25 protein-coding genes are annotated in these 23,520 nt (G+C 37.5%); 23 read left to right on the forward strand and 2 right to left on the reverse strand.

Going from position 1 to position 23,520, the window contains the following annotated elements:
* The first annotated feature begins 43 nt into the window (after positions 1-43).
* Complete coding sequence (gene eco / locus AC106K_RS14265) at positions 44-532, forward strand: serine protease inhibitor ecotin (RefSeq protein WP_482446198.1); 489 nt, start codon at positions 44-46, stop codon at positions 530-532.
* Positions 533-945: 413 nt separating this feature from the next.
* Here the strand turns inward: eco and AC106K_RS14270 are convergent, their stop codons facing one another.
* Entirely contained in the window at positions 946-2,175 is a 1,230-nt protein-coding gene (locus AC106K_RS14270) for a hypothetical protein (RefSeq protein ID WP_482446199.1), read from the reverse strand.
* A 164-nt stretch (positions 2,176-2,339) separates the two neighbouring features.
* On the opposite strand from AC106K_RS14270, the gene AC106K_RS14275 reads away from it, so the two are divergent.
* The 8 genes from AC106K_RS14275 (at position 2,340) to AC106K_RS14310 (ending at position 10,963) form a co-directional block, all read left to right on the forward strand.
* Positions 2,340-3,758 (forward strand): TolC family protein, encoded by a 1,419-nt coding sequence (locus AC106K_RS14275; RefSeq protein ID WP_482446200.1) that lies wholly within the window; start codon positions 2,340-2,342, stop codon positions 3,756-3,758.
* A gap of 11 nt (positions 3,759-3,769) precedes the next feature.
* Entirely contained in the window at positions 3,770-4,726 is a 957-nt protein-coding gene (locus tag AC106K_RS14280) for an HlyD family secretion protein (RefSeq protein WP_482446201.1), read from the forward strand.
* 80 nt (positions 4,727-4,806) lie between these two features.
* On the forward strand, positions 4,807-6,015 hold the full coding sequence (locus AC106K_RS14285; RefSeq protein WP_482446202.1) for an ABC transporter permease: 1,209 nt from the start codon (positions 4,807-4,809) through the stop codon (positions 6,013-6,015).
* A 452-nt stretch (positions 6,016-6,467) separates the two neighbouring features.
* Entirely contained in the window at positions 6,468-8,333 is a 1,866-nt protein-coding gene (locus tag AC106K_RS14290; protein ID WP_482446203.1) for a tail fiber domain-containing protein, read from the forward strand.
* 751 nt (positions 8,334-9,084) lie between these two features.
* Positions 9,085-9,540 (forward strand): DUF1569 domain-containing protein, encoded by a 456-nt coding sequence (locus AC106K_RS14295; protein ID WP_047096101.1) that lies wholly within the window; start codon positions 9,085-9,087, stop codon positions 9,538-9,540.
* 10 nt (positions 9,541-9,550) lie between these two features.
* Entirely contained in the window at positions 9,551-10,021 is a 471-nt protein-coding gene (locus tag AC106K_RS14300) for a hypothetical protein (RefSeq protein WP_482446204.1), read from the forward strand.
* A gap of 66 nt (positions 10,022-10,087) precedes the next feature.
* Positions 10,088-10,459, forward strand: coding sequence for a VOC family protein (locus AC106K_RS14305; protein ID WP_482446205.1), 372 nt, complete (start codon positions 10,088-10,090; stop codon positions 10,457-10,459).
* 54 nt (positions 10,460-10,513) lie between these two features.
* Positions 10,514-10,963 carry a VOC family protein gene (locus tag AC106K_RS14310; RefSeq protein ID WP_482446206.1) on the forward strand — a complete coding sequence of 150 codons (450 nt, stop codon included), beginning with the start codon at positions 10,514-10,516 and terminating at the stop codon, positions 10,961-10,963.
* Positions 10,964-11,051: 88 nt separating this feature from the next.
* Here AC106K_RS14310 and AC106K_RS14315 read toward each other — a convergent pair whose 3' ends face one another.
* On the reverse strand, positions 11,052-11,894 hold the full coding sequence (locus AC106K_RS14315; RefSeq protein ID WP_482446207.1) for a T9SS type A sorting domain-containing protein: 843 nt from the start codon (positions 11,892-11,894) through the stop codon (positions 11,052-11,054).
* A gap of 343 nt (positions 11,895-12,237) precedes the next feature.
* Here AC106K_RS14315 and AC106K_RS14320 point away from each other — a divergent pair, with 343 nt between their 5' ends.
* The 14 genes from AC106K_RS14320 to AC106K_RS14385 all read left to right on the forward strand — a co-directional run bounded on the left by AC106K_RS14320 (position 12,238) and on the right by AC106K_RS14385 (position 23,497).
* Complete coding sequence (locus AC106K_RS14320; protein ID WP_482446208.1) at positions 12,238-12,567, forward strand: hypothetical protein; 330 nt, start codon at positions 12,238-12,240, stop codon at positions 12,565-12,567.
* A 20-nt stretch (positions 12,568-12,587) separates the two neighbouring features.
* On the forward strand, positions 12,588-13,220 hold the full coding sequence (locus AC106K_RS14325) for a hypothetical protein (protein ID WP_482446209.1): 633 nt from the start codon (positions 12,588-12,590) through the stop codon (positions 13,218-13,220).
* A 21-nt stretch (positions 13,221-13,241) separates the two neighbouring features.
* Positions 13,242-14,018 (forward strand): sensor histidine kinase, encoded by a 777-nt coding sequence (locus AC106K_RS14330; protein WP_482446210.1) that lies wholly within the window; start codon positions 13,242-13,244, stop codon positions 14,016-14,018.
* Positions 14,019-14,029: 11 nt separating this feature from the next.
* Entirely contained in the window at positions 14,030-14,719 is a 690-nt protein-coding gene (locus AC106K_RS14335) for a response regulator transcription factor (protein ID WP_482446211.1), read from the forward strand.
* A 73-nt stretch (positions 14,720-14,792) separates the two neighbouring features.
* Positions 14,793-15,185: a DUF1398 domain-containing protein gene (locus AC106K_RS14340; RefSeq protein WP_482446212.1), complete on the forward strand. Its 393-nt coding sequence runs from the start codon at positions 14,793-14,795 to the stop codon at positions 15,183-15,185.
* A 135-nt stretch (positions 15,186-15,320) separates the two neighbouring features.
* Entirely contained in the window at positions 15,321-15,998 is a 678-nt protein-coding gene (locus AC106K_RS14345) for a DUF2490 domain-containing protein (protein WP_047096092.1), read from the forward strand.
* Positions 15,999-16,085: 87 nt separating this feature from the next.
* Positions 16,086-17,090 (forward strand): bestrophin family protein, encoded by a 1,005-nt coding sequence (locus tag AC106K_RS14350; protein ID WP_482446213.1) that lies wholly within the window; start codon positions 16,086-16,088, stop codon positions 17,088-17,090.
* Between the two features lie 121 nt (positions 17,091-17,211).
* Positions 17,212-18,825: a Na+/H+ antiporter gene (locus AC106K_RS14355; RefSeq protein WP_482446214.1), complete on the forward strand. Its 1,614-nt coding sequence runs from the start codon at positions 17,212-17,214 to the stop codon at positions 18,823-18,825.
* Positions 18,826-18,954: 129 nt separating this feature from the next.
* On the forward strand, positions 18,955-19,380 hold the full coding sequence (locus AC106K_RS14360; RefSeq protein WP_482446215.1) for an SRPBCC family protein: 426 nt from the start codon (positions 18,955-18,957) through the stop codon (positions 19,378-19,380).
* A 3-nt stretch (positions 19,381-19,383) separates the two neighbouring features.
* Positions 19,384-19,893 carry a GNAT family N-acetyltransferase gene (locus tag AC106K_RS14365; RefSeq protein WP_482446216.1) on the forward strand — a complete coding sequence of 170 codons (510 nt, stop codon included), beginning with the start codon at positions 19,384-19,386 and terminating at the stop codon, positions 19,891-19,893.
* Complete coding sequence (locus AC106K_RS14370) at positions 19,890-20,273, forward strand: VOC family protein (RefSeq protein ID WP_482446217.1); 384 nt, start codon at positions 19,890-19,892, stop codon at positions 20,271-20,273. Before AC106K_RS14365 ends, AC106K_RS14370 begins: the two co-directional genes overlap by 4 nt.
* Before the next feature lie 35 nt (positions 20,274-20,308).
* Complete coding sequence (locus AC106K_RS14375; RefSeq protein WP_482446218.1) at positions 20,309-21,331, forward strand: glutaminyl-peptide cyclotransferase; 1,023 nt, start codon at positions 20,309-20,311, stop codon at positions 21,329-21,331.
* An 88-nt stretch (positions 21,332-21,419) separates the two neighbouring features.
* On the forward strand, positions 21,420-22,547 hold the full coding sequence (locus AC106K_RS14380) for a serine hydrolase domain-containing protein (protein ID WP_482446219.1): 1,128 nt from the start codon (positions 21,420-21,422) through the stop codon (positions 22,545-22,547).
* Entirely contained in the window at positions 22,544-23,497 is a 954-nt protein-coding gene (locus AC106K_RS14385; RefSeq protein WP_482446220.1) for a hypothetical protein, read from the forward strand. Before AC106K_RS14380 ends, AC106K_RS14385 begins: the two co-directional genes overlap by 4 nt.
* Positions 23,498-23,520: the final 23 nt, after the last annotated feature.

Here is a 23,520-nt window from a genome sequence, read left to right on the forward strand (position 1 = left end):
TTTTTGGCTATAGGGTAGTGAGTAAAATTTAAAACCAAATAAAATGAAATTTTCAAAAACTTTAATTACAGGATTGGTATTGATGGCCGGGGTAAATGCTTTCGCTCAAAAGAAAGCTGAAAAGTTTGAAAAACTACAGATTGAAATGTTCCCAAAAGCTAAAGAAGGATATAAGCAAGTATATGTGCAGCTTCCAGTAGCCAAAAACGAAAACGATTTAAAAGTGGAAGTTTTTGTGGGAGTTGAAAAAATGTTAGACTGTAACAATTACTCTTTAATGGGAGAAATGAAAAGTCAGGATCTTCAGGGATGGGGATACAACTATTATGAAGTAGAATCAAAAGGAGAGACTGTAGGAACATTAATGGCTTGCCCGGGACAAAAACCAACTAAAAAGTTTGTTACCCTTAAACCGGAAATCGTAAGATACAACAGTAAACTTCCGTTAGTATTTTATGTACCAAAAGACATTGAAGTACGTTACAGAGTTTTACGTCCGGATGCTGCCATGAAAAAAGCAGTTCAAAAGTAAAATCAGCTTATTATAATTATATAACGAAGGCTCCTCACAGTGATGTGGGGAGTCTTTTTTATTGCGATGATCATTTAAAGGAAGATTTGTTTTGAGGAGGGGTTTACATGAATACCCTATATATGGCTGTCGATTTTATGTTTTGGCTAAAGCCAATTGGAATTTTTATTTTTTGTAAAACGGACTAAAGTCCGTTCCTATTGAATATGAATGACTTTCTTATTTAATTTATACTCCTTTATGCTCTATTGTACTCTTAGTTTTCATTGCGTATTCACCCCCCCCTTTATCATTCTGCAGGAATCCAAACTTATCCATTACAATGAGAGTATTTACTTTTGAATCATTAAGAAAGGTTTGGTTTTAATATTAAACTTAGAAAAAAATTATTTGGATCATAAATAAAACGCTGCCTATGCCATCCAATGCCCGATAATATTCACATTCCATCCTTCCGGAGTTTTTTTGATAAGATAAGTAAGCCCTGTTGTTGGAGTATCAATCATAAAAATATAGGTGTCTTTCTCCTTATCACAACGAAAAACTTTGCTGTAATAAGCTTTGAAGTTGTTCATATAATTGAACTTACGGTATTCTGCATATTCTTTTGAGGTCAGAAAAATGATTTTTTCATCAATGGGCTCTATTCCTTTCAGGTTCTCATCATCTGTAACGATGACTTTATAATTCAATGAAGTCATGAAATCTTTTTTACGTTCAGGAAGGTCTTCTCTTTGTTTCTTCAAATCAACTTTAAATGTAGCTAACGGAATGAAAAACTCTTCATGGAAGGGATTCTGATGTACTGTAATATCATAATTGCCATACATAATGCCCTGCAGAAGCTTGGTGAAATCATTTTCAGGCGTTTTGTATTTTGGGTTGTTGTCTTCAGCATCACCGATACCGTCGCCGTCTGTATCTTTTGAATAGGGATTGGTAAAAAGCTTTCTGGTTTCTTCAATATCATTGATGCCGTCTCCATCAGAATCTTTTAAGATCTCCGTAAGATCCAAAGTCAGCAATGCATTGTCTTTTACGGTGGCATATTCAGGGGAAACTCCATAAACGCTATGTTGTGTCATTCGTTTAATGTCTGCTTCAATCTGTAGGTGATTATCATCCTTCCACAACGGATACCTGGAATTGCTTTTTAAAAAATAATGTTGATTGACAGCTAATCCTGTAAAATAGTTTTTCCACGTTTTGCCATTGTCTTTTGAAATCCTTAGATAATAGTCATTCGATAAAAAAGAATCAGTGGTGTACAATATAACGGTTGTTCCGTTAAGTTGCCCGGTCTTAATGATTAATGGAACGGGAATATCATTTACTTTCTTAGCAAATTCTTCCTGCATGATGGTATATCTGGCATCAAAACTATCGTACGGCAGATCTTTCGTTCGCTGCTTTATGGGATCAATGATATTTTCTGATTGAGCATTTTCTTTAATATATTTTACCGAGATATATTTAAAAGGGGGAGTAAGTGCCTCTTCTTTCTTCACCGGCCGGAAAAATATCTGTGAATGAGAAAGACTGTCCTTTAATTTTTCAAACTGAACACACTTGCATCCGTCTGTTTGCTGGGAAAAAAGAACATAAAAAGGGAACAACAAAAGTAGAGTTATGATTTTTTTCAAAGTTTTTTAGTTTTTAATTAACATTTAAACGGATTGTACAAAACTTTATTTTAAAGAGCTTTATATTTAAACAGATTTTAAACTTGTTTTAAATTCACTGTTTTGTGGGATTATGATTAATGATTTAAACTTTTTTTGCATTATATTTGTTATAAACATAAACCATGAAAAACAATTTATTGATTTTTACGTTTAGTTTTTTGGCTTTCCCTGCTTTGGGATGGGCACAGTCTGCTCCTGATTTTAAGGAACTTTTAGACAGTGCTATGGTTCGGGATTCGAACCTCAAAATGCAGATTACCCAAAATAAACTTACCGATCTTGACGAGCATAAACTGAAAGATATTTTCCTTCCTACTTTGGAACTGAGTGGAAAAGCCGGGTATCTCAACGGAACCGCAAGACTTACGTCACCGGAAATTAATCTCGCTCCTTTTATCAATATTCCTGAAGGCGCTTTCAACAATAACTTCAATGTATCCGGATTTTCGGGGATCGCAAAGGCGGATGCCAAGATGCTCCTGTATTCCGGAGGTAAGGTGAAATACCTGAAGAAGGCCGTAGAAGAAAAGAAAAAGTCTGAAGATATTCTGCTGGAGAAGACTAAAGATGAAGTAGTGGCAACTCTTTCCCGGGCTTACGATCAATTGGCACTCATTCACCAGTCCAGAAAAGTACTGGATGAAAGTACCAAAAGACTGGATATTAATAAAAAGACCGCAGACAAAGCCTTAGGCTATGGACTGATCACTCCTTATGATCACAAAAAGATCGAGCTTGCCCAGGCCACTTTAAATGCCAAAGTAATAGAATACGAAGGAAAAAAAGAACTGCTTCTTACCCAGCTTTATATTTTAACGGGAATAGACAGAGAACGTCTGAGAATGATTGATCCTGTACTGTCACCTGTAGAATTGCTTTCTCCCGAAAAAGGAATAGAGCAGAGAGCGGAAATCCGTGCCCTTGAGCATGGGATCACTGCAGCAGATTACAAAATAAAAGCGGAGAAAACCTGGATGATTCCTAAAGTACAGCTGATGGCTTCCGCTTATTACATCGGGCTTTACGGAAACCGTATCAAAAGTTCCGAGAATGTGATTCCGGCAGTTCCTGTTCTGGGATATGAAGGTAAAAAACTGGACTGGAGCCCCAATAATATCAATGTATTTCCATTGATTACAGCAGGCGTAGGATTCAAATGGGAGATTTTTGACGGTAAAGAAGGGAAACATGCAGAAGAAACAGCCAAAGTAGGGAAAGAAGTATTGCAGAATCAGAAAGACGATGCATTTAAAAAACTGACCCTGAATCTGGCCAATAATCAGACCAATTATAACATTGCTTCGGCACAGATTACCCTGAAGGCTAAAGAAAAAGAATTGGCAAAAAGTGCACTGGTACAGGCAGAAAAGGAATTCAGATACGGAATGAGCAAATCTTCACAGCTTATCGATGCCGAAAATGACCTTGAAGCCGCTGAGCTTGAATATCAGAATGCCGTTTTCAACCAGAGAAGAGCGGGAATAGAACTGATGAGATCTACCCAGGAACTGGATATTGCCAAACTTTATTTAATCCCTTAAAAATTAAAATGATGCATAAAAATATATCTATACTCTTTGCTGCTCTGTTTTTGATGGGGAGCTGTGACAAAAAAGATGAAAAAATCAAAGATCCTGAAGGAAAAACCAAAAAGGATGTCATCTCTTTTGCCCCTAAAGTAACAGGAAGAATTTTAAAAATATACGTTTCCGAAGGTCAGACCGTAAAAAAAGGAGATACACTGGCACAGCTTGATGTTCCGGAGGTTTCCGCAAAAATAGCACAGGCTCAGGGAGCTGTAAGTGCGGCGACGGCTCAGGAGCAGATGGCTAAGAACGGGGCGACTGCAGATCAGATGAGACAGCTGCAGGCTAAATACAAAGGACTGAAAGAACAGTACGAATTTGCTCAGAAATCGTATCGCAGAGCCAATAATATGTTCCGAGACAGTTTAATGTCTCCACAGGCTCATGATGAAATCTATGCAAAACTTCAGGGAGCAAAAGCACAGTATGATGCTGTTGTTGCAGAGCTGGATGATGTAAAAAGAGGTACACGCTTCGAAAAAGTGGAGATGGCAGCAGGGCAGGCATCTCAGGCCAAAGGAGCATTACAGGAAGCCAATGTTGCTTATTCCGAAAGATATATCATTGCAACCAACAATATGGAAATAGAAACCATAAGCCTGAATACAGGTGAATTGGCAACTGCCGGGTTTGCATTGTTCAACGGGTATATTCCGGAAAGTACTTATTTCAGATTTACCATTCCTGAAAGTGCCATTTCAAAATACAAAAAAGGGCAGGAAGTGAATATGCAGGTGGTATACAATAAAGAAAACCTGACAGGAAATATTGTCTACATCAAGCAGCTGACCAAGTATGCGGATATTACCACTGCTTATCCTGATTACCAGCTTCAGGATGCGATCTATGAGATCAAAGTGAAACCTAAAGATATGGAGAAGGCCAAAAATGTTCTGGTTAATGCCAATGTGATCCTGAAATAATATGAAATGGAGCAGAGCGGACCTATGAAAATGAATAGATGAACGTTCCGCCTGGCCATTAATAATATAAAAATATACAGATGAAAGAATTTTTCCGTCTTTTAAAACGTGAGTTTAAACTTTTTATAGGCAATTCTACCTTAAGGACTGTGTTCTTTTTGGCACCGGTCTTTTATGCAACTTTGCTGGGATTTGTCTACAAAAGCGGAAAAGTTGAAAATACACCCGTACTGGTTATCGACAGAGACAATACCCCTTTGTCTAACCAGTTGACAGAGATGTTGGATGACAATAAGAGCATCAAAATCATCAGATATTTACAGGAACCACTGAGTATTAAAGACGAAGTGATCAGGCATGAAGCGGCGGCAGTCGTGATTATTCCTTCCAGATTTGAAGGGGATATGCTTCAGAAGAAATACCCGGAGCTGAATGTTTACATCAATACCGGAAACGTTTTAACAGCTAATTTTGCCTCCAAAGCACTTCAGCTTACCATAGGAACATTCTCTGCAGGAGCTTCCATCAAAGCATTACAGAAAGCAGGAATGCCTGCGGCAAAGGCGGCTACCCAATACGAGCCTTTCAAAGCCAATTATATTACCCTTTTCAATACCACCGGAAACTACCTGATCTTTATGTGGCCGGCAATGCTTGCGGTAGTTTTACAGCAGGTGATCCTGTTGGCAATGGCGGTAAGTTTTGCGGCAGAATTTGAAAGAGGTTCTTTCGTTAAAGAATATCTGAAAATGAAAAAATGGGCATTCCCAACCATGCTGATCAAGGTGATCCCGATCTGGGCATTTTCCATTCTGATAGTAGGGATATATTACTTTATGCATATGATCTTCAGAGTTCCGATGCCGGAAGGAATATTCAATTTTATTCTCCTGACTTCAGTGTTTGTAGGATCAGCTTCATTCCTCGGGGTTTTTATCAGTATATTGATCCCAAATGCTTTGAAAGCCACACAGATCCTTATGGTTATTGCTTCACCGGCATTCATCATCAGCGGTTTTACATGGCCTTTAAGTGCAATGCCTGCTTTCGTACAGTTTATTGCCAATATTATCCCATTAACCCCTTTCTTACAGGCGTTTAAAATTTTATTGATCCAGAAAGGTTCTGTAGAACTCACTTTCCCTTATCTTGAGCACCTGAGCATTCTCGTTGTGGTCTATGCCATTCTGGGTTGGATTGCCCTAAAGATCAAGCTTTGGTTTATTTTCAAAAAAGCAGCTCCTATAGAAACTGAGAACACAGAAATTTCTCAGAATGATAGCGAGTAAAAAGCAGTACTTATTGTATTGAATTTTTCCTGAAAATAAGATTTTATAGGCTCTGGCTTAAGAAAAATGCTTTGATTGTATCCAAATTGTTAGACTTTCTCCGTCTTAAAAAGTATTCTGCCTTACTTTAAATTTTTTATTTAAAATAGGCTAAATGCTCATTTTTCTTGCATACCTTAACATCTGCATGGAAATCTGGTTTTAAAATCCCAAAAAAGTGTGTAAAAAATTCATTTTTCCCGTAGAAATTACAGGGTGTTTCTTTCTCGATTAAGAATCGTTTTAACCATCGTACTTTCCTCACTTTCAATCAAAAAGCGGACGAAAAAATTAATAAAGATTATCATTGTTTCAAATTAAATTCTATATTTAGTGAGTTAAGTTTTTGCTAATGTCAGCTATGAAACAGAAGACATGAGTAATAACTGATAAAATCTAAAAAAATAACAATTATGAAAAAAATCTTTATTTCAGTAGCATGGCTATTGGGGGTTACCTCCATGCATGCACAAAATTGGTCTTTAACCGGAAACACAGGAGCATCCGGAAGTTTTTTAGGAACTACAGACAACAATGCCTTACGCTTTAAAGTGAACAACAATAACAGTGGATTTGTTAATCCATCCAGCAACAGTACAGCTTTTGGGCAGTGGGCATTAGACTATTCATGGGGAGACGGAAATACCGCGTTTGGTTCCTCTGTTTTAGCCAGAAATACAAGCGGTGTCCAGAATACGGCTATGGGCCTGAATTCTCTGATCAATAATAAAACAGGGCATAACAATGTAGCGATAGGAGCCTGGACAATGGTTAGTAATATGGATGGATATTTTAATACCGCTGTAGGAACCAACGCTCTTTACTCCAATACTTCAGGATTTAGCAATACAGGAGTAGGTTTCAGTGCTTTAAATAAGAATACCGCTGGGGTGCATAATACAGCATTAGGCTATGAAGCCCTTATTGTAACGGCCGGAGCAAGCTTAAATACAGCGGTAGGCTCTAAAGCAATGCATAGTAACACTACAGGATGGTATAACGCTGCGGTGGGGAGCCAGTCGATGGAACTGAATACTACAGGTCAGGAAAATGCAGCTTTTGGCCCCGGTGCGCTCTATTCAAATACAACAGGATCCAAAAATACAGCGATCGGATCAGATGCCGGATGGTCCAATATCAGCGGAGCAGAGAATACTTCGGTAGGAAATGAAGCTTTGGCAGGAAGCCTTGATGGAAGCTGGAACGTAGCTGTCGGTACGCGAGCCTTATGGTCCACTCATAACGCCAGTGGAGACCCCAATATTTCAGGAGGGGATACTACTTATGGCTATGGACACTATTCCAATAACACGATAGTAGGGTATGAAGCGATGAGAGATGCAACGACAGGAGGAAATAATACAGCTTTAGGCCTTAAATCATTAATTACCAATAAAACCGGAAGCAATAATGTTGCGATAGGAATGAATGCTAATGTATCCAAAGATGGACTGAATAATACTGCGGCAATAGGAACCGGCGCGATCGCTACAGCAAGCAATCAGATGCGGTTTGGGAACACCAGCGTTACAAGTATTGGAGGAACGGTGAATTGGAGTGTTTTGTCAGATGGACGAATAAAAAAGAATATTCAGCAAAATGTACCGGGTTTATCATTCATTAATCAGTTGCAGCCGGTTACCTACAATTATGATTATTCAACGGCAGATAAAATTACGAATGCACCCCTCAATAACGATTCCCAGAGTAAAAATACACGTTCTGAGCAGCAAAAAATACAATATACAGGCTTTATAGCTCAGGATGTAGAGAAAGCGGCAAAATCAATCAATTATAATTTCAGCGGGGTAGATGTTCCTAAAAATGAAACGGATCTGTACAGCTTGAGATATGGAGATTTTGTTGTTCCTTTGGTAAAAGCGGTACAGGAGCTGAGTGAAGAAAATAAGTCTTTACGCAAAGAAATCAGTGAATTAAAAGCAATGGTAGAAAAGGCACTTGGTGGAAAAAATACCGATGGAGAAACAAAATCGGTTAGTCTTTCACAAACGGCATCATCTGTATCACTGGAGCAAAACGTTCCTAATCCTTTTACTCAGAGTACCACCATCCGCTACAAACTTCCACAGAAATTTTATTCTGCAAAGATTACGATTACCGATATGAATGGCCGAAATATAAAACAGATTCCATTGTCTGCTGCTGATAATGGAGCTGTGAATATAGAGGCAGGCTCGTTAGTCGCCGGGACTTATTTGTATTCATTGATTGTGGATGATACTCTTGTAGACACCAAAAAAATGATTCTGTCTAAGTAAGACGATGATAATATGATTTAAATATTAAGAATGATAGAAGAGGAGCTAAGAGTTCTTGTCTTTCCTATCATTAAATAATTTTCTGTAAGTATCTTATAATGAGTGATTCATTTTTGTTTGAGGAGCAAAAAGTACATGATAAGATACTTACTTTTTTATATCCGAATAAAAGAAATTCTGGAAATTGCATGATTATCATTACAATATATCCGATAAAGATGGAACCACATACAAAACTTGGGGACTAATGTAAAAGACGAATAAAAGGGAAAGGAGGAGCAAACGTAAAAGTTGGAAGTCATTAAATTTTTATAATTGTGTTTTTTTAATAAAGGTTGAGCTTATTCTTCCGATTAAGATAGATAACTTAATAGATGGTGATTATCTGACTTAGGAAACAGGAGCGTTAAAAAAATTGAGATTGAATCCGTTAAAAAATTTCCATTGTCTGAGCATGGCAGGACTTTGACCCGAAGAAGACTTGTTTGATTCCATGCGAGTTTGGAAATTTTAGGAGTCAATCTCAATTTTTAGCGGATGATTCCAGTCTTGAATTTTTGGATACTTTTGTTTCAAGACAAAAGTATTAATAAGAGAAATAATTTTCAATTTCGTTTCACCTATTTTATGTTTCGTTCTAAAGATGATCTTTAATAAACCATTATAAACATATAATGAGCGATCTTTTAAAATCTCCGCAAAATCAATCAAAAAAACTGATATATTTGTCTGTAGTAAAAACAGATCGTATATGGAAAATGTATTTGACGTAAAAGACGCTCAAAACTATATTGATAGGATAAACAGACTTGTAGAAGATACTCACGGATTGTGGGGTAAAATGACGGTAGATCAGATGTTGGCACATTGCTGTATCACCTATGAAATGGTCTATGAGCCCGAAAAACACAAAAAACCGGGATCTATTGCAAAATTTATTTTGAAGACTTTTGTAAAGTCTAAAGTAGTGGGTGAAAAAGCTTATCCAAGAGATTCTCCTACAGCACCACAGTTTTTAATTACCGGCAGGAAAAACTTCCATGAAGAAAAAACAAGACTCATCGGGTTCATCCAAAAGACGCAGCAGTTGGGTGCAGATGCTTTTGATGGTAAAGAGTCTTTCTCTTTCGGGAAATTGAATGCTCAGGAATGGAATAATATGTTTGCCAAACATTTGAATCACCACCTGGCTCAGTTTGGCGTTTAAAAATCACAATATGAAAAAATTTTTATTACTTTTTCTCTTTGCAGCTCATTTTGCATGGGGTCAGATGCCGGATATTTCAAATACCTGGCTGAACAATAGTAAACCTTATATAGGTACAATCGGGAATAAAGGTCAGGAGCTTAAACTGATGATCAATATTTCAGAGCAGAATAAAAAGAATGATCAGGAATATTTTGTATCCGGATATTCTCTGGTAGATACCAATTATTCAAAATTCGAAGGAAAGATAACCATTTCAAAGTATAAAGATGCCAAGAGACAGGGAACAATATTCGGAGAATATGAATTGGCTGAGGAGAATAAAGGGAAACATTCCGGAGTTTTGAAAGGAAAATTTACCTACAACTTCAAATGGAACAGGAAAACGGAAACCGTTGAAGGACAATATATCGAACTGACCGGGGATTGGAAAAGCTATGACGGAACTCTGGAATTTAAAACCAAGCTGAAAAATCAGTAAGAGATATTCGTGAAAACCGACCGCTCTGTTTGAGTCTCAATTTTAAAACAATTCAATAATAACTTTATGAAATTAGGAGCATTTTCACTCAGTTTAAGTGTAAAAGACCTTCAGAAATCCAGAGAATTTTATGAAAAACTGGGTTTTACAACGATGGCAGGAGCTTTGGAGCAAAATTATCTGATCATGAAAAACGGATCTACCCTGATAGGGCTTTTCCAGGCCATGTTCGATGGAAATATGCTGACCTTCAATCCGGGATGGGATGAAAATGCCCAAAATCTGGAGTCTTTTGATGATGTACGGGTCATTCAGAAGCGCCTGAAGGAAAGTGGAGTGGAGCTTGACAGAGAAGCGGATGAAACAACCTCCGGACCTGAGCATATCTATCTGAAAGATCCGGATGGAAATATGATCCTGATCGATCAGCACAGGTAATATAATGACTGAGGTAGTATATCTTTAAAAAAACTTAACTAATAAAAAACAATCATGGCAACAGTAAACGTCTACTTAACATTTAATGGAAACTGCAGAGAAGCATTCGATTTCTACAAATCAGTTTTCGGAGGTGAATATCCTTATATCGGAACTTTTGGAGAAATGCCTCCGGTGGAAGGACAGGAAATGCCTGAAGAAGATAAAGACAAAATCATGCACGTTTCCCTTCCGATCTCTAAAGAAACGGTACTGATGGGAAGCGATACAGGAGGTGAATGGGCTTCGAACTTTAAGCAAGGTAACAATTACTCTATTTCTATCAATGCTGAATCCAAAGAAGAAGCCGGTAAATTATTTGACGGTCTTTCTGCAGGCGGACAGGTAACGATGGCGTTGGCAGATACTTTCTGGGGAGCTTATTTCGGAATGTTTACCGATCAATTCGGGATCAACTGGATGGTCAATTATGATGACCCTGCGAAAATGCAACAGCATCCTTAAGATTTATTTTGAGGTAAAAATACAAAAAACCGACAGATCTCTGTCGGTTTTTTCAATACCTGCTATAGGATACTTTTATGGGTTGAGATTAGTTCTTTTTAATGATTTTATAGCTTTGTACATCCGTTTTCATAAGGTACATTCCCTCTGGTAAATCCGTAATATCCATCCTGTTTTCACCTTTTACAGCTTCTGCTGATTTTACAGGTTTTCCGGATGGATCATAGAAAGTGACTTTACTGCTTTTTTCCAAATTGAGATGTAAGATTCCGGAAGTAGGGTTGGGATATATGGCTGCTTTTTCTTGAGTCAGGCTTTCTGAAGTTCCCAATGTCTGAAATTTTGACCATGTAAACGCGTCAAGACACATATAAACATAACCACCGGTTGATTGCAGCTGGATCTCATCAATCACCGTATTGCTGTTGTTTTGATTATTAAGAGTGGCAAGGTCGATGAGGGTAAATCCGTTATACACTCCTGTTGTTCCCGTCGTAGCATTGAATGTTGTATTAAATCCTGATGTTTTGGTGGTGGTAAATTGGGTGATTCCGTTCAGTTTTCCGGTAATAATCAGAGTTCCGGATGAGGTAGATTGGTTTAAAGCAGTATTGCTTAAAAACACCCAGAATTTGGATACCTTGAATGAAGCAGTACTCTTAACACTGAAAGAAGGAGAATTGATATTGGTTGTTCCGGTATTGTCGATGTAGACGTTGTCATTGGCTGTTCCGTTCCATCCGGTATTCGGATAATTAGACTGAATTCTAAAAGTTCCGGCCTGTGAAACAATATTGAAAACATATCCATTATCGGTAAAGGAAGTGGTGCCGCCAGATGCATTTTCAAAAGTAACTGTGCTGGTCTGTGCACTCAAACATACAATATTGCTTAGAAAAGCAAGAATTATAAAAAAGATAATTTTTTTCATGATATTGATTTTTATAGTTAGTGTTTTTAGATACGATAGAATGTATCAGGAGGTCAGGAGTGTCTGTTCATCTCTCTGTGAGGGTCACCTTAAATTATATCCCAAAGTAACGGTGAAATAACAGATGAAAACAGCGTATAAAATTCCGAATTGTAAAACACGTAGAAATACGCATTCCCAGCTATTCATATTGCTTTATTTTTGAAGAAAAGAATGGGATATGAAAGCAAATGAAAATAAAATAAATTTGTTTAGCGAAATAATCGGTTTTTTCATAACTTGGAGAAATACTCTTATCAGATTCAAACCTAATATTATATAACATTTAAAAAACAAGTCAACTATGGAATTACCAAAGCATGCAGTATCATTGACAGATGCCAAAAGATGGATAAGCAATTGGCAGGAAAGAACAGACATTACGGGAACTGAAATCAAAGCACATCTGATTCCACCCCAGGATATAGCTGATATATTCACCGATGATCCCAACGTAATCAACCTTCGCGGTTACAATGCGATCAATGATAATAAAGAGTTTAAATTTCTGATCGTGGGAGTAAACATACTTAATGAAGATATGGTAGATTATGATAAAGGATATTATATCTATGATATGACAACACCATGCCCAAGTGTATGTTCTATGACCAGATGGTGGGAAGAGGCTTAATTAAATAAAACTGAAGATCATTGGATCATTGGATTGAAATATTGTCATTAATTGGAAAAGGCATTCTGCTGATCAATCTGGCAGTATACTGTATAGGCTTTTTCCGCGCAGGAAGAGCCTATACATTTTTTATAAGTTACCTGGCCTGGATCTTATTATGTGAAATCGTATTTTATGTATTAAACTACCAGCGGATCAATAATCTGTTTTTTTCTCATTATTATCTGATTATTCAGTTTGTATTGCTGGGACTTTTTTTTCATGAAATACTCACAGAAAACTATCAGAAAAATATAGCACGCTTCCTTTTGGTGACCATTCCCCTGGTGCTTATTGTACAATACATTATAGATCCGGAAAAGTATTATGTATTCAACCTGTTTGAGATCTTTGTGACATCCTATTCCATTATTATCCTGGCATTGTTTCATTTGTACAATATACTGGATACTGAGAAGAAATATAACTATATAAGTCTGGGGCTTTTGCTTTACCTTATAAGCAGTACGGTCATATTTTTATCAGGAAACCTGTATACCGTGATGAATAGAAAGCTTCATAAAGAAATATGGGTGTTCAATGTGGTGATGTTTATTGTGTATCAACTTTTTATTTTGGGAGAGTATTTTTCTTCCCGCAGAAAAAATGTGTAATTACTGTTATGATCTTACAAGATGAATGAGAATACAATTATTTCCACGATAGTCTATACTTTTTTAGCTTTTACTTTACTGGCGGTAACGTTGGTTATATTTTACTATTTTTCCAATAAAAAAATAACGAAAAACCTCCTTCAAAAGAAAGAACTGGAAATCAGATACGAGAAAGATCTCACCCATGCAATTATCAGTTCTCAGGAGAAAGAAAGACTAAGAATAGCCCAGGATCTGCATGATGACATCAGTTCAAAACTGAGCGTGGTCTCTTTAAATATCCATTTGCTGGACTTCGACAATCTGACAAGAGTAGAATACAACGATCTGAAAAACAAAATCATCAATCTCGTAAATACCACAGCAGAAAGTGCCCGGCAGATCTCTCACGACTTGCTTCCTCCGGTTCTTGAAAAATTTGGATTACACGCCGCGATAGATGCATTGTGCTCAGAAATTAATATGTCTAAAACCGTACAGGTTTCCTATGCCAACAATCTGTACTTTGCAAAAGCTGAAGATGAAAAAAATTTGCATATCTTTAGGATACTCCAGGAATTGATCAATAACTCCATTAAACACGGGGAGAGTACACAGATTGACATTGTATTTAAAGGAAAGGATGGAAAAAATACATGTATTTATAAAGATAATGGGAAAGGATTCAGTCTCAATGAGGACATGATGAAAGGAGGATTGGGACTACGAAATATAAGAAGCAGGGTAGAACTTATCAACGGTACATTAAAGATAGAAAGTGAAAACAGCAAAGGAATTACTGTAGAATTCACCTTTTAATTGATTATAAAATGGAAAAAGATACCATTCGCCTGATGATCGTAGACGATGAAGCGCTATTTCGTCAGGGAATTTCATTGCTGATGCAAAGAGAAAAAGATATTGTGCTGGTGCGTGATTTCAGTAACGGAAAAGAACTGTTGGACGCACTCCCCACTCTTGAAGAGCTGCCACATATTATCCTGATGGATCTCAATATGCCCGAAATAAACGGAGTAGAAGCCACAAAACAGGTTCACGTCAGATACCCTCAGATTAAAATTATAGCCGTTACCAGCTACAATACAAAAGCCTTTGTGGTGAATATGATTCAGTCCGGGGCATGTTCATTTCTCAAAAAAAATTCAAGCCCCGCAGACCTGCTCAATGCCATCCGGGAAGTCCACCAGAAAGGATTCTTTTATAATACGGAAGTGATGGAAGCCTTACATCAGAATCTGACAGAGCCCAAAAAGAAAGTATCCAGTATTTTTGATGCCAATCATATTTCCAAAAGAGAAAAAGAAGTATTAGAACTCATCTGTCAGCAATACAGTACCCCGGAAATTGCAGACCAACTTTTTATAAGTTCCAGAACCGTAGAAGGGCACCGCAACAGCCTTCTTCTGAAAACCGGTGCCAAAAACACAGCCGGCCTGGTGGTGTATGCCATCGAAAGCAAAATTGTAGACACCCACTATCTAAAAGACAGATTCGATTAAATTTTATTCATATTTTCTGATTAAATTAGTCTTTATATTTACAGTAAAAGACAAACAAAAGAAAATATAAAAGATGGAATTTACAATCGAAGCAATTACAGCAGAACATCAAAAAGTAAAGAGCGGAGCAGATTTCCCTCAATATATTCAGGCTATAAAAAGTCTGGACGTTTCCTATTATACCACTTATGTTTCTGACGGAAATACAGAATATTTCGACAGCAATCACCAGTCGGTGCATACCGGAAGCAAATATAATAGGCTTATCATTTCTGATACAGTCAATCCTGAACATTTTAAAACCAGATTAAAACTTCATCAGCAGGGAGGCACAGATTATATGACCTTTTGTATCGACTGTGCTGAAAATGGAGTGGAAGGATGGAAGATGGACCTCAATGCCATGACCTGTATGTACTTCGATAAAGAAGGAAAAGAAATACTGGTAGAGCGGGTTCCCGGATAAAAGCTATAGGAGATTGGGTGCTTACTGACTATCTTTCTCAAAACCTCTTTTCAACTGACCCTCAATATTTGTTTGCTATTATTGATTTAAATTATTAATTTTGTTAAAAACGATAGATAATAGTAATTGATAAACATGAGAAAGGTTTTTACGAAGCTGGCTGTTACAGTATTAGGTTTAGCGTCCATATTGACGTTTGCACAAAAAAATGATCTGGGTGCATGGTATATGTACTTTGGAAATAATAAGATCAGTAAGAAGCTGAACTGGCATAATGAGATCCAGTACAGAAATTTTGATGCAATCGGGGATCTGGAGCAGCTTCTGATCCGTACCGGGATAGGATATGACCTTACTGAAAACAATAATAACGTCTTGCTGGGCTATGGTTTTATTTTGAGTCAGCCTTATGTAAATGGAGAAAAAAGAGAAAACGTGGAACACAGGATCTTCCAGCAGTTTATTACAAAACAGAAGTTCGGCCGTTTCAACCTTCAGCACCGTTACCGTTTAGAAGAACGTTTCCTGGAAGATGATTTCAGAATGAGGTTCCGTTATATGCTGGGATTGAATATTCCGATCACTCAGAAAGAAATGCTGCCCAAAACCCTTTATGCATCAGTTTACAACGAAATATTTCTGCACTTCAACAGTCCTGTTTTCGACAGAAACCGGGTCTATGGAGCGTTAGGGTATGTGATCAATAAAAATATGAGAATCGAAGCAGGATATATGAATCAGCTTCAGGAAAATAAGAACCGGGGGCAAATCCAGATTGGCTTTTACAACAATATTCCATTCACCCGGAATTAATCATAACAGTTTTTGCTGAATGTGATGCTGAAAATGAAAATTGTTATTTTGTAAACAAAGAATTCAAAAAAATTAAATAAACACAATATGCATTCAGGAAAGAGATTTGGCGCACGCGAATTTGCGAATTGGACACGCCGCAGTATTTATGTTTTAACAATATTTTCAGCCATTCCTACCGTGCTGTATTTTTTAGGATGGAAATTTCTGTCGATCCCATGGCAGCCCATTGCGATTCTGGGAACAGCTGTTGCTTTCATTGTAGGATTTAAGAATAATGCCAGTTATAGCAGGCTTTGGGAAGCAAGACAGATTTATGGAGCGATTATTAACGATAGTCGTAGTTTTGGATATATTTTGCGAGATGCCCTAACCTCAAAAAATCCTCAAAAAGTAAAAGAAATGTTTCTTAGGCACTATGCCTGGCTTACAGCGCTTAGATTTCAGCTTCGTGAACCGAGAGCCTGGGAAAATATGGGGACTGCCCAATTTGATGAATACTCTAAAAAATATGATATTCCGGAAAGATTGACTCAACTGGATGAAGAATTGAAGAAATACCTCTCAGAAAATGAACTTCAGTATATTCTAAGCAAAAAAAACAGAGCGACCCAACTGATGGCCAGCCAAAGCAAAGAACTCGCTGAAATCTACGAGAAAGGAGAAATTAATGATTTTCAATGGACGCAAATCAATCAGCAGCTGGTAAAATTTACAGATGATCAGGGGAAAGCCGAAAGAATTAAGAACTTTCCTTACCCGAGAAACTTTTCTTCCATTACCACTTATCTTTTATTACTGTTTATTCTTTTCGTACCGTTTGGGCTTATCAAAGAGCTTGATAAATTGGGAGACGGAACAGCGCTTGAAGGTTGGACATTATGGTTTAACATTCCCTTCTCATTACTGGTGACCTGGTGCTTTCATACCTTAGACAGTGTAGGAGAAGCTTCCGTAAACCCTTTTGAAGGAAGCCCGAATGACGTTCCTATCACCCAGATCAGCCGTACCATAGAAATTGATATGAGAGATATGCTGGATGAAGCTGACCTTCCACCGGCTATTACTCCAAAGAATAATATTGTCCTTTAAATTTTAAAAAAAACAGGAATTAAAAGACTTTGTCTATTGGGTTTCAATCCGCAGATTCACATGAGATAAAAACAAATCTTGTTTAATTCAAAAAAATAATACTTAAAAAAACTTAATCAAAATGATTCACAGCTATGTTATAATATCCATTGTTGTATTACTGTCGGTAATGATATTGGTCATGATCGGGCAGAAGCTGAAGGTGGCTTATCCCATCTTTCTTGTGATTGCAGGGTTGCTGATCAGTTTCATTCCGGGAATGCCACGGATAGAAATAGAGCCTGATCTGGTCTTCCTGATTTTTCTGCCGCCTATTTTGTTTGAAGCCGCATGGTTCACTTCATGGCAGGATTTTCATAAATGGAGAAAACAGATCTTTTCTATGGCTTTCGGGCTGGTATTCCTTACGTCAATAGTAGTTGCTTACCTTTCATCTTCCATTATTCCAGGATTGACTGTCGCGATGGGATTCCTTTTGGGAGGAGTCAATTCACCACCTGACGCTGTGGCAGCCACTTCAGTACTGAAGCATATGAAAATCCCTAAAAAGATTACCAGTATCTTGGAAGGAGAAAGCCTTATCAACGATGCATCCAGTTTAATTGTCTTTAAATTTGCTCTGGCAGCGGTGATCTCCGGGCAGTTTATCTGGAGAGATGCCGTTCAGGATTTCTTTACCATGGCTATTGGGGGAATTGCAGTAGGAGTAGCGGTCGGTTTCCTGTTTGGAGCATTGCTGAGACTTATTCCTACCAACTCCAATATTGATACGGTCATCACTCTTATTGTTCCTTACATCATGTATGTAGGAGCAGAGCATTTTCATTTTTCAGGAGTGCTTTCAGTGGTTGCAGGCGGATTGCTGATGTCATACAACTCACATTGTTACCTAAGCCATACCTCAAGAATTCAGTCCGGAAATGTATGGAGTGTACTGATCTTCCTGATGAATACCATTATTTTTATCCTGATTGGTCTGGAACTTCCTATCGTTGTAGAAGGAATGAAAGAATATACCATTTCTGAAGGAATATTCTATAGTGTGGTCATTGGTGGGGCAATCATTGGGACAAGAATCTTGTACAGTTATGCATTAATGTATTTCCCAAGACTTTGTTCCAAAGAACTGAGGTTGAAAGTTCCTAAACCGGACTGGAGAGAACCGTTCATCATCAGTTTTGCGGCAATGAGAGGAGTGGTTTCGCTGGCAGCGGCATTGTCTATTCCTGCTTTTCTGCCTAATGGAGATGCATTTCCACATCGGAATATTATTTTATTCGTAACTTTCGTTATTATATTGATCACCTTGGTTGGGCAAGGATTGTTGCTTTCTCCAATCTTGAAGTTATTAAACATACAGGATTCAGGAAGTGAATTACCTGAGGAAAAACAGGAAGTTATCCTGATGCGCAAGTTGAAGGAAACAGCATTGCACAAGCTGGATAACGATTTCTCTGAATTGACGGTAAGCAACAGTTTGGTACGCCATCAAAAGCATAAACTGGAGAATGAAATGATGCTGATGGCTGATAAAGCCCAATGTATGGCTTCCACGGGAGATTATGTGACGGCTATTAATCAGAATAAAGATGTTCTTCGCCAGATCATTCAGGCACAGAGAAATGAGTTGCACAGAATGAAAAGAGAGAAAATATTTGATGATCATGTCATGAGAACCATTGAAATGCAGCTGGATTTTGATGAAGCCAAGATCACTGGATTCTCACATGGATAACAGATAAACTGACAATAAAGTCGAAAGAAAGTCACAAAAGAATTTAAGCCAAAATAACTGGAATGTTTAAAAACTTTTGTGACTTTTGTGGTTTAATAATTTGATGCTGTATTAAAACTTAAACAATATATGGATACACCAATCATTGTTCAGTGCAAAATAAATGCATTGCCTGATAAAATATGGAAGGCATTGACGGATAAGAACGAAATGAAATCCTGGTATTTCGATATTCAGGATTTTGTACAGGAAGTTGGAAAACAATTCAATTTCTATGAACCGGGAGGAGAAAACAAATACCATCATCAATGTGAAATCCTGGAAATGATCCCGAATGAAAAATTAAAACATAGCTGGGCTTACCCTGATTTTTCAGATAAAAAAACGATTGTAACCTGGCAATTAATCCCGGAAGACAATGGAACACTAGTAAAACTGACCCATGAAGGAATCGACAATTTTAAGGATCTGGGAGAAGGTTTCTCAAGAAAAAGCTTTACAGGAGGCTGGAATGCAATCATCGGCCAAAGTTTAAAAGAATATTTAGAAAAATAGATCATGATCGAATTACAGCCTTTTACAATAGATGATGCGGAAGTATTGATTTCCAAAATAAAAGATGAGAAAATGCTTCTCCAGTTTGCAGGTCCCATGTATCATTTTCCTCTCACTGTTGGTCAGCTGGAAGGAGATCTTTCCGATCCGGACAGAATACTATTCAAAATTATGGATCAGGCGGATCAGAATATAATTGGTCATGCACAGATCTTTTTAAAAGAAGAAACCTTCCTGCTGGGAAGAATTCTGATCTGGAACGAAAATAACAGAGGAAAAGGATATGGAAAGAAAGTGATGAAAGAACTGTTGAAGTACGGTTTTAACCATTTTGATAAAGAAACAGCAGAGCTGAATGTGTACGACTGGAATACCGGCGCTATTGAATGTTATAAAAAAGTAGGCTTCACCATTGATCCTGCTATCAGAAAAGAAGCTAAGATTGACACAGAAACCTGGATTTCCCTTAATATGAAAATCCACAGAAATACTTTTGAATTACAGAAATTATGATACAGTTTACAGGAATTCGGCCCGTCCTCTGGACAGAGAACATCGATGAAACAATAGGATTTTATATCCACACTCTCGGTTTTACCCTAATGGGAAGAAATGACGACTGGCAATGGGCTTCACTTCGTAAAGATGAGGTATACCTGATGCTTTCCCAACCTAATGAGCATGAAAAACCAGCGGCAATCGGCTTTAGTGGCTCCTTTTATTTTAATGTAAATAAAGTGGATGAGCTTTGGGAAGACCTTAAAACAAAGGCTAAAATCTGTTATGAGATCGAAACTTTTGAATGGGGAATGCGGGAATTTGCCATCTATGATAACAATGGTTATATACTACAATTTGGTGAACAAATAGATACTATTGGCAATACGGAATAAAATTTGCTATTTTTGGGGAAATATTTAGAAAATCAATGAAAAGAAATATAATAGCGGGTTTCGCAGCAATTTTATTATTAGCATCTTGTAACAAAAGTAAAGAGATTCTCGATACTTTAAATACCTATAACACTTCAATGGAAGCGAAAGGGTATCATTTCGGGGATAAACTAGAACTTCCGAAAGAGGTAACAGAAAATGCAGAAAGCGTGAGCATTAGCTTCGGAGATAAAGAAACTACAGATTTAACGGTTGATCCTAAGTTTTTTACACTGGGTGACAATGCCGTTACTTTCAATATCAAAACAAAAGGAGGGGAAGTGCTTAATCAGGATGCGACAATCAATGTATTTGCAAAAAATCCTGAAAAAAATATGGCGTATCAGATTATCGCAGAATATCCTCATGATCCTAAAAACTTTGTACAGGGATTCCAGGTAGAAGGAAATACGATCTATGAGAGTGATGGGCAGAACGGTTCTTCTCAGATCCTGAAATATACATTGGGAACAACCACTCCGTTAGCTTCTACCAAACAGGCAGCAGAAGATTTCTCTGAAGGAAGTACGATTGTGGGTGACAAAGTATACCAGCTGACATGGCAAAGTAAAAAAGGATATGTGTATGACAAAAGCTCACTGAAGCTGCTTTCAGAATTTGCTTATCCTAACGTATTAGGTGAAGGATGGGGATTGACGTATGACGGAAAAAACCTGATTGCATCTGACGGAAGTAAGCTACTGTATTTCCTGGATGTTGCCAATCCTTCAAAAGTGATCAAGTACATTGCTGTTGCAGGAAGTACACAGGCCTATGACCAGCTGAACGAACTTGAATACCACAACGGATTTATCTATGCCAACGTATGGCAGAAACCTATCATTTTAAAAATCAATCCTGCCAATGGAGAAGTAGTAGGTACATTTGACTTCACAGAGATTGCCAAGCAGAATACCAAAGGAAGCGATGATGTATTGAACGGAATTGCCTTCAAAGGAGAAAATATGCTGGTTACAGGTAAAAACTGGCCAAAGATCTACGAAGTTCAGATCAAATAACAGCAAATACTTTTTATAAATAGAAAATAGCGTTCCCCTGGGTGCGCTATTTTCTATTGTGAATGTGAAAAAATAGTATTTTTGAAGAATGATATTATTTCTAAGAAATGCCGTTTCCGATGGCAGAATAAGTGTTAAAGCCTTGTTGAGTTTTGCTTTATTTCTGTCTTGTGTCCTGTCAGCGCAAAGTAACATCGATTTCTCAGTACTTGATACAAAGAATGAAAAACTAATTGAAAGATTCAGGCGCAAACATGAAATTCCCGGATTGTCTGTTTCCATTTCCTATAAAAATCAGCTTGTGTATTCAAAAGGATTTGGATACGCTGATGTGCAGAATCAAAAAGCAGTTTCTCCCTCTGCAACCAAGTTCAGAACAGGAAGTATTTCAAAAACAATGACAGCAGTGGCACTGGCAAGCCTTCAGGAACAAAATAAAGTAAAACTTAACGAAAGTATTTACAAATATCTCGACAGCCTTTCCACAAAAGATTTTGATATAACGATAGAGCAGGTGTTGAGCCATAAGGCAGGCCTTGTAAGAGATTATGAAAAAAAATCGTGGTGCGGAGATGTTACGCTTCACCGGAATAATTTTTACCAGTCTTTTCAACAAACTGAATTTATTTCTAAACCAGGCACCAATTTCAGCTACAGCAATTATGGATATATGCTTTTAGGAGTCTTGATAGAAAAGCTGACGGGTAAATCGTTGATCCAAAGCAAAAAAGAACTTGTTCTGGATCGGATTGGATTGAATCATACCGTTCCTGACGATGGAAATTTTGATGCAGAAACCTCTGTGTTTTATCACCGGTATCAGAATCAGCTAAAAATAGTACCCTGTGTAGACAATGGGTTTAATTATGGCCCCGGCGGGTATCTCTCTACTACAGAAGATCTTGTCAGGTTGGGCAATTCCTATTTGTATGCGGACAGGCTTTTATCCAAAGAAACATTTAAGCAGCTTTTGGAACCCAGAAACGATGAAAAAACATATGGTCTCGGATTTATTATAGGAAAAGATTATTATAAAAATTTTTTCTATGGTCATGGTGGTGCTTATTGGGGAGGTATGGGAGATCTCCGGATATATCCTAAAGAACGTCTGGTTGTTTCTGTACTGATCAATATTAAAGATAATTCCATTAACTTTGGCAGCCTTTTGGATGAAATTATTTTTCAGTATATTGACCACATTAAAAAAGCAGAGTGAAGTTTTTAAACATACTATTTCTTTTCCTTTTCTGTACCGCTTTCGGGCAGAATGTTCTCCCTTTGGATACTTTGAAACTGAAGGAAGCCAAAGATATGCTTGCCGACGATTACGGGAATCTGTATATCTATAAAAATAAAGACTTTAGTCTGACCAAATATGATTCCTTAGGGAAACAGATTGGGAAAATGATGCTTACCGTTCCCTATAAGGTACAAACCGTACAAAATCCCCTGAATGTTCCTTTGTTTTCAGAAAATGCACAGGAAATGAAGTTCGTAGATCAGAATATGAACGAAATTCAGCGGATAGATTTTAAACAGAAATTCGGTTTTATCAGGATGGCTTATGCAGAAGATCTGCAGCAGCTATGGCTGTTGGATGACAGCACAAAACGTCTCATACAGTATAACTTCAGAAATGATACCACCATCAATTCATTTCCGTTTGACATCAGCTTTGACGATTTGACAGACCTGCTGGTGTATGAAAGTAAAGTCTATGTGCTGACAAGAAAACATGTCAGAATCTACAGCCTGAAATTCGAAAAACTCTTTGAAGCTCCTTTAGATAACGGGAAAAGATTCAGAAGGGAGAATGACAATATCCTGATTATTGCCAATAATTCAATCTCACAATATGTTCCTGAAAAAGGATTGGTGATTGTTTTTGATGATCCGGATGCGCAAATTGTGGATAAAAACATCCTTTCTTATTTTGAAATCAAGGGGAACAAACTCTATCTTTACAGCCTTGAAAAAGTAAAAAAAGCCAGGCAGCAGAAACAGCTGGAAATTCAACCTGAACCTGTAGTACCCTCTACAGAAAAATCTGAAGATAAGCCCAATGGAAATGATACAATAGGAAAATCTCCGGGGAATGCTTTAGAAAAACTGATCGGGGACGTTTCAGATGTTCAGACTGCAGGGGTAGAACAGCTTATCAATTAATCAGTAAATACAAGGAAAAAGAA

It is taken from the genome of Chryseobacterium sp. FR048, assembly GCF_056844665.1.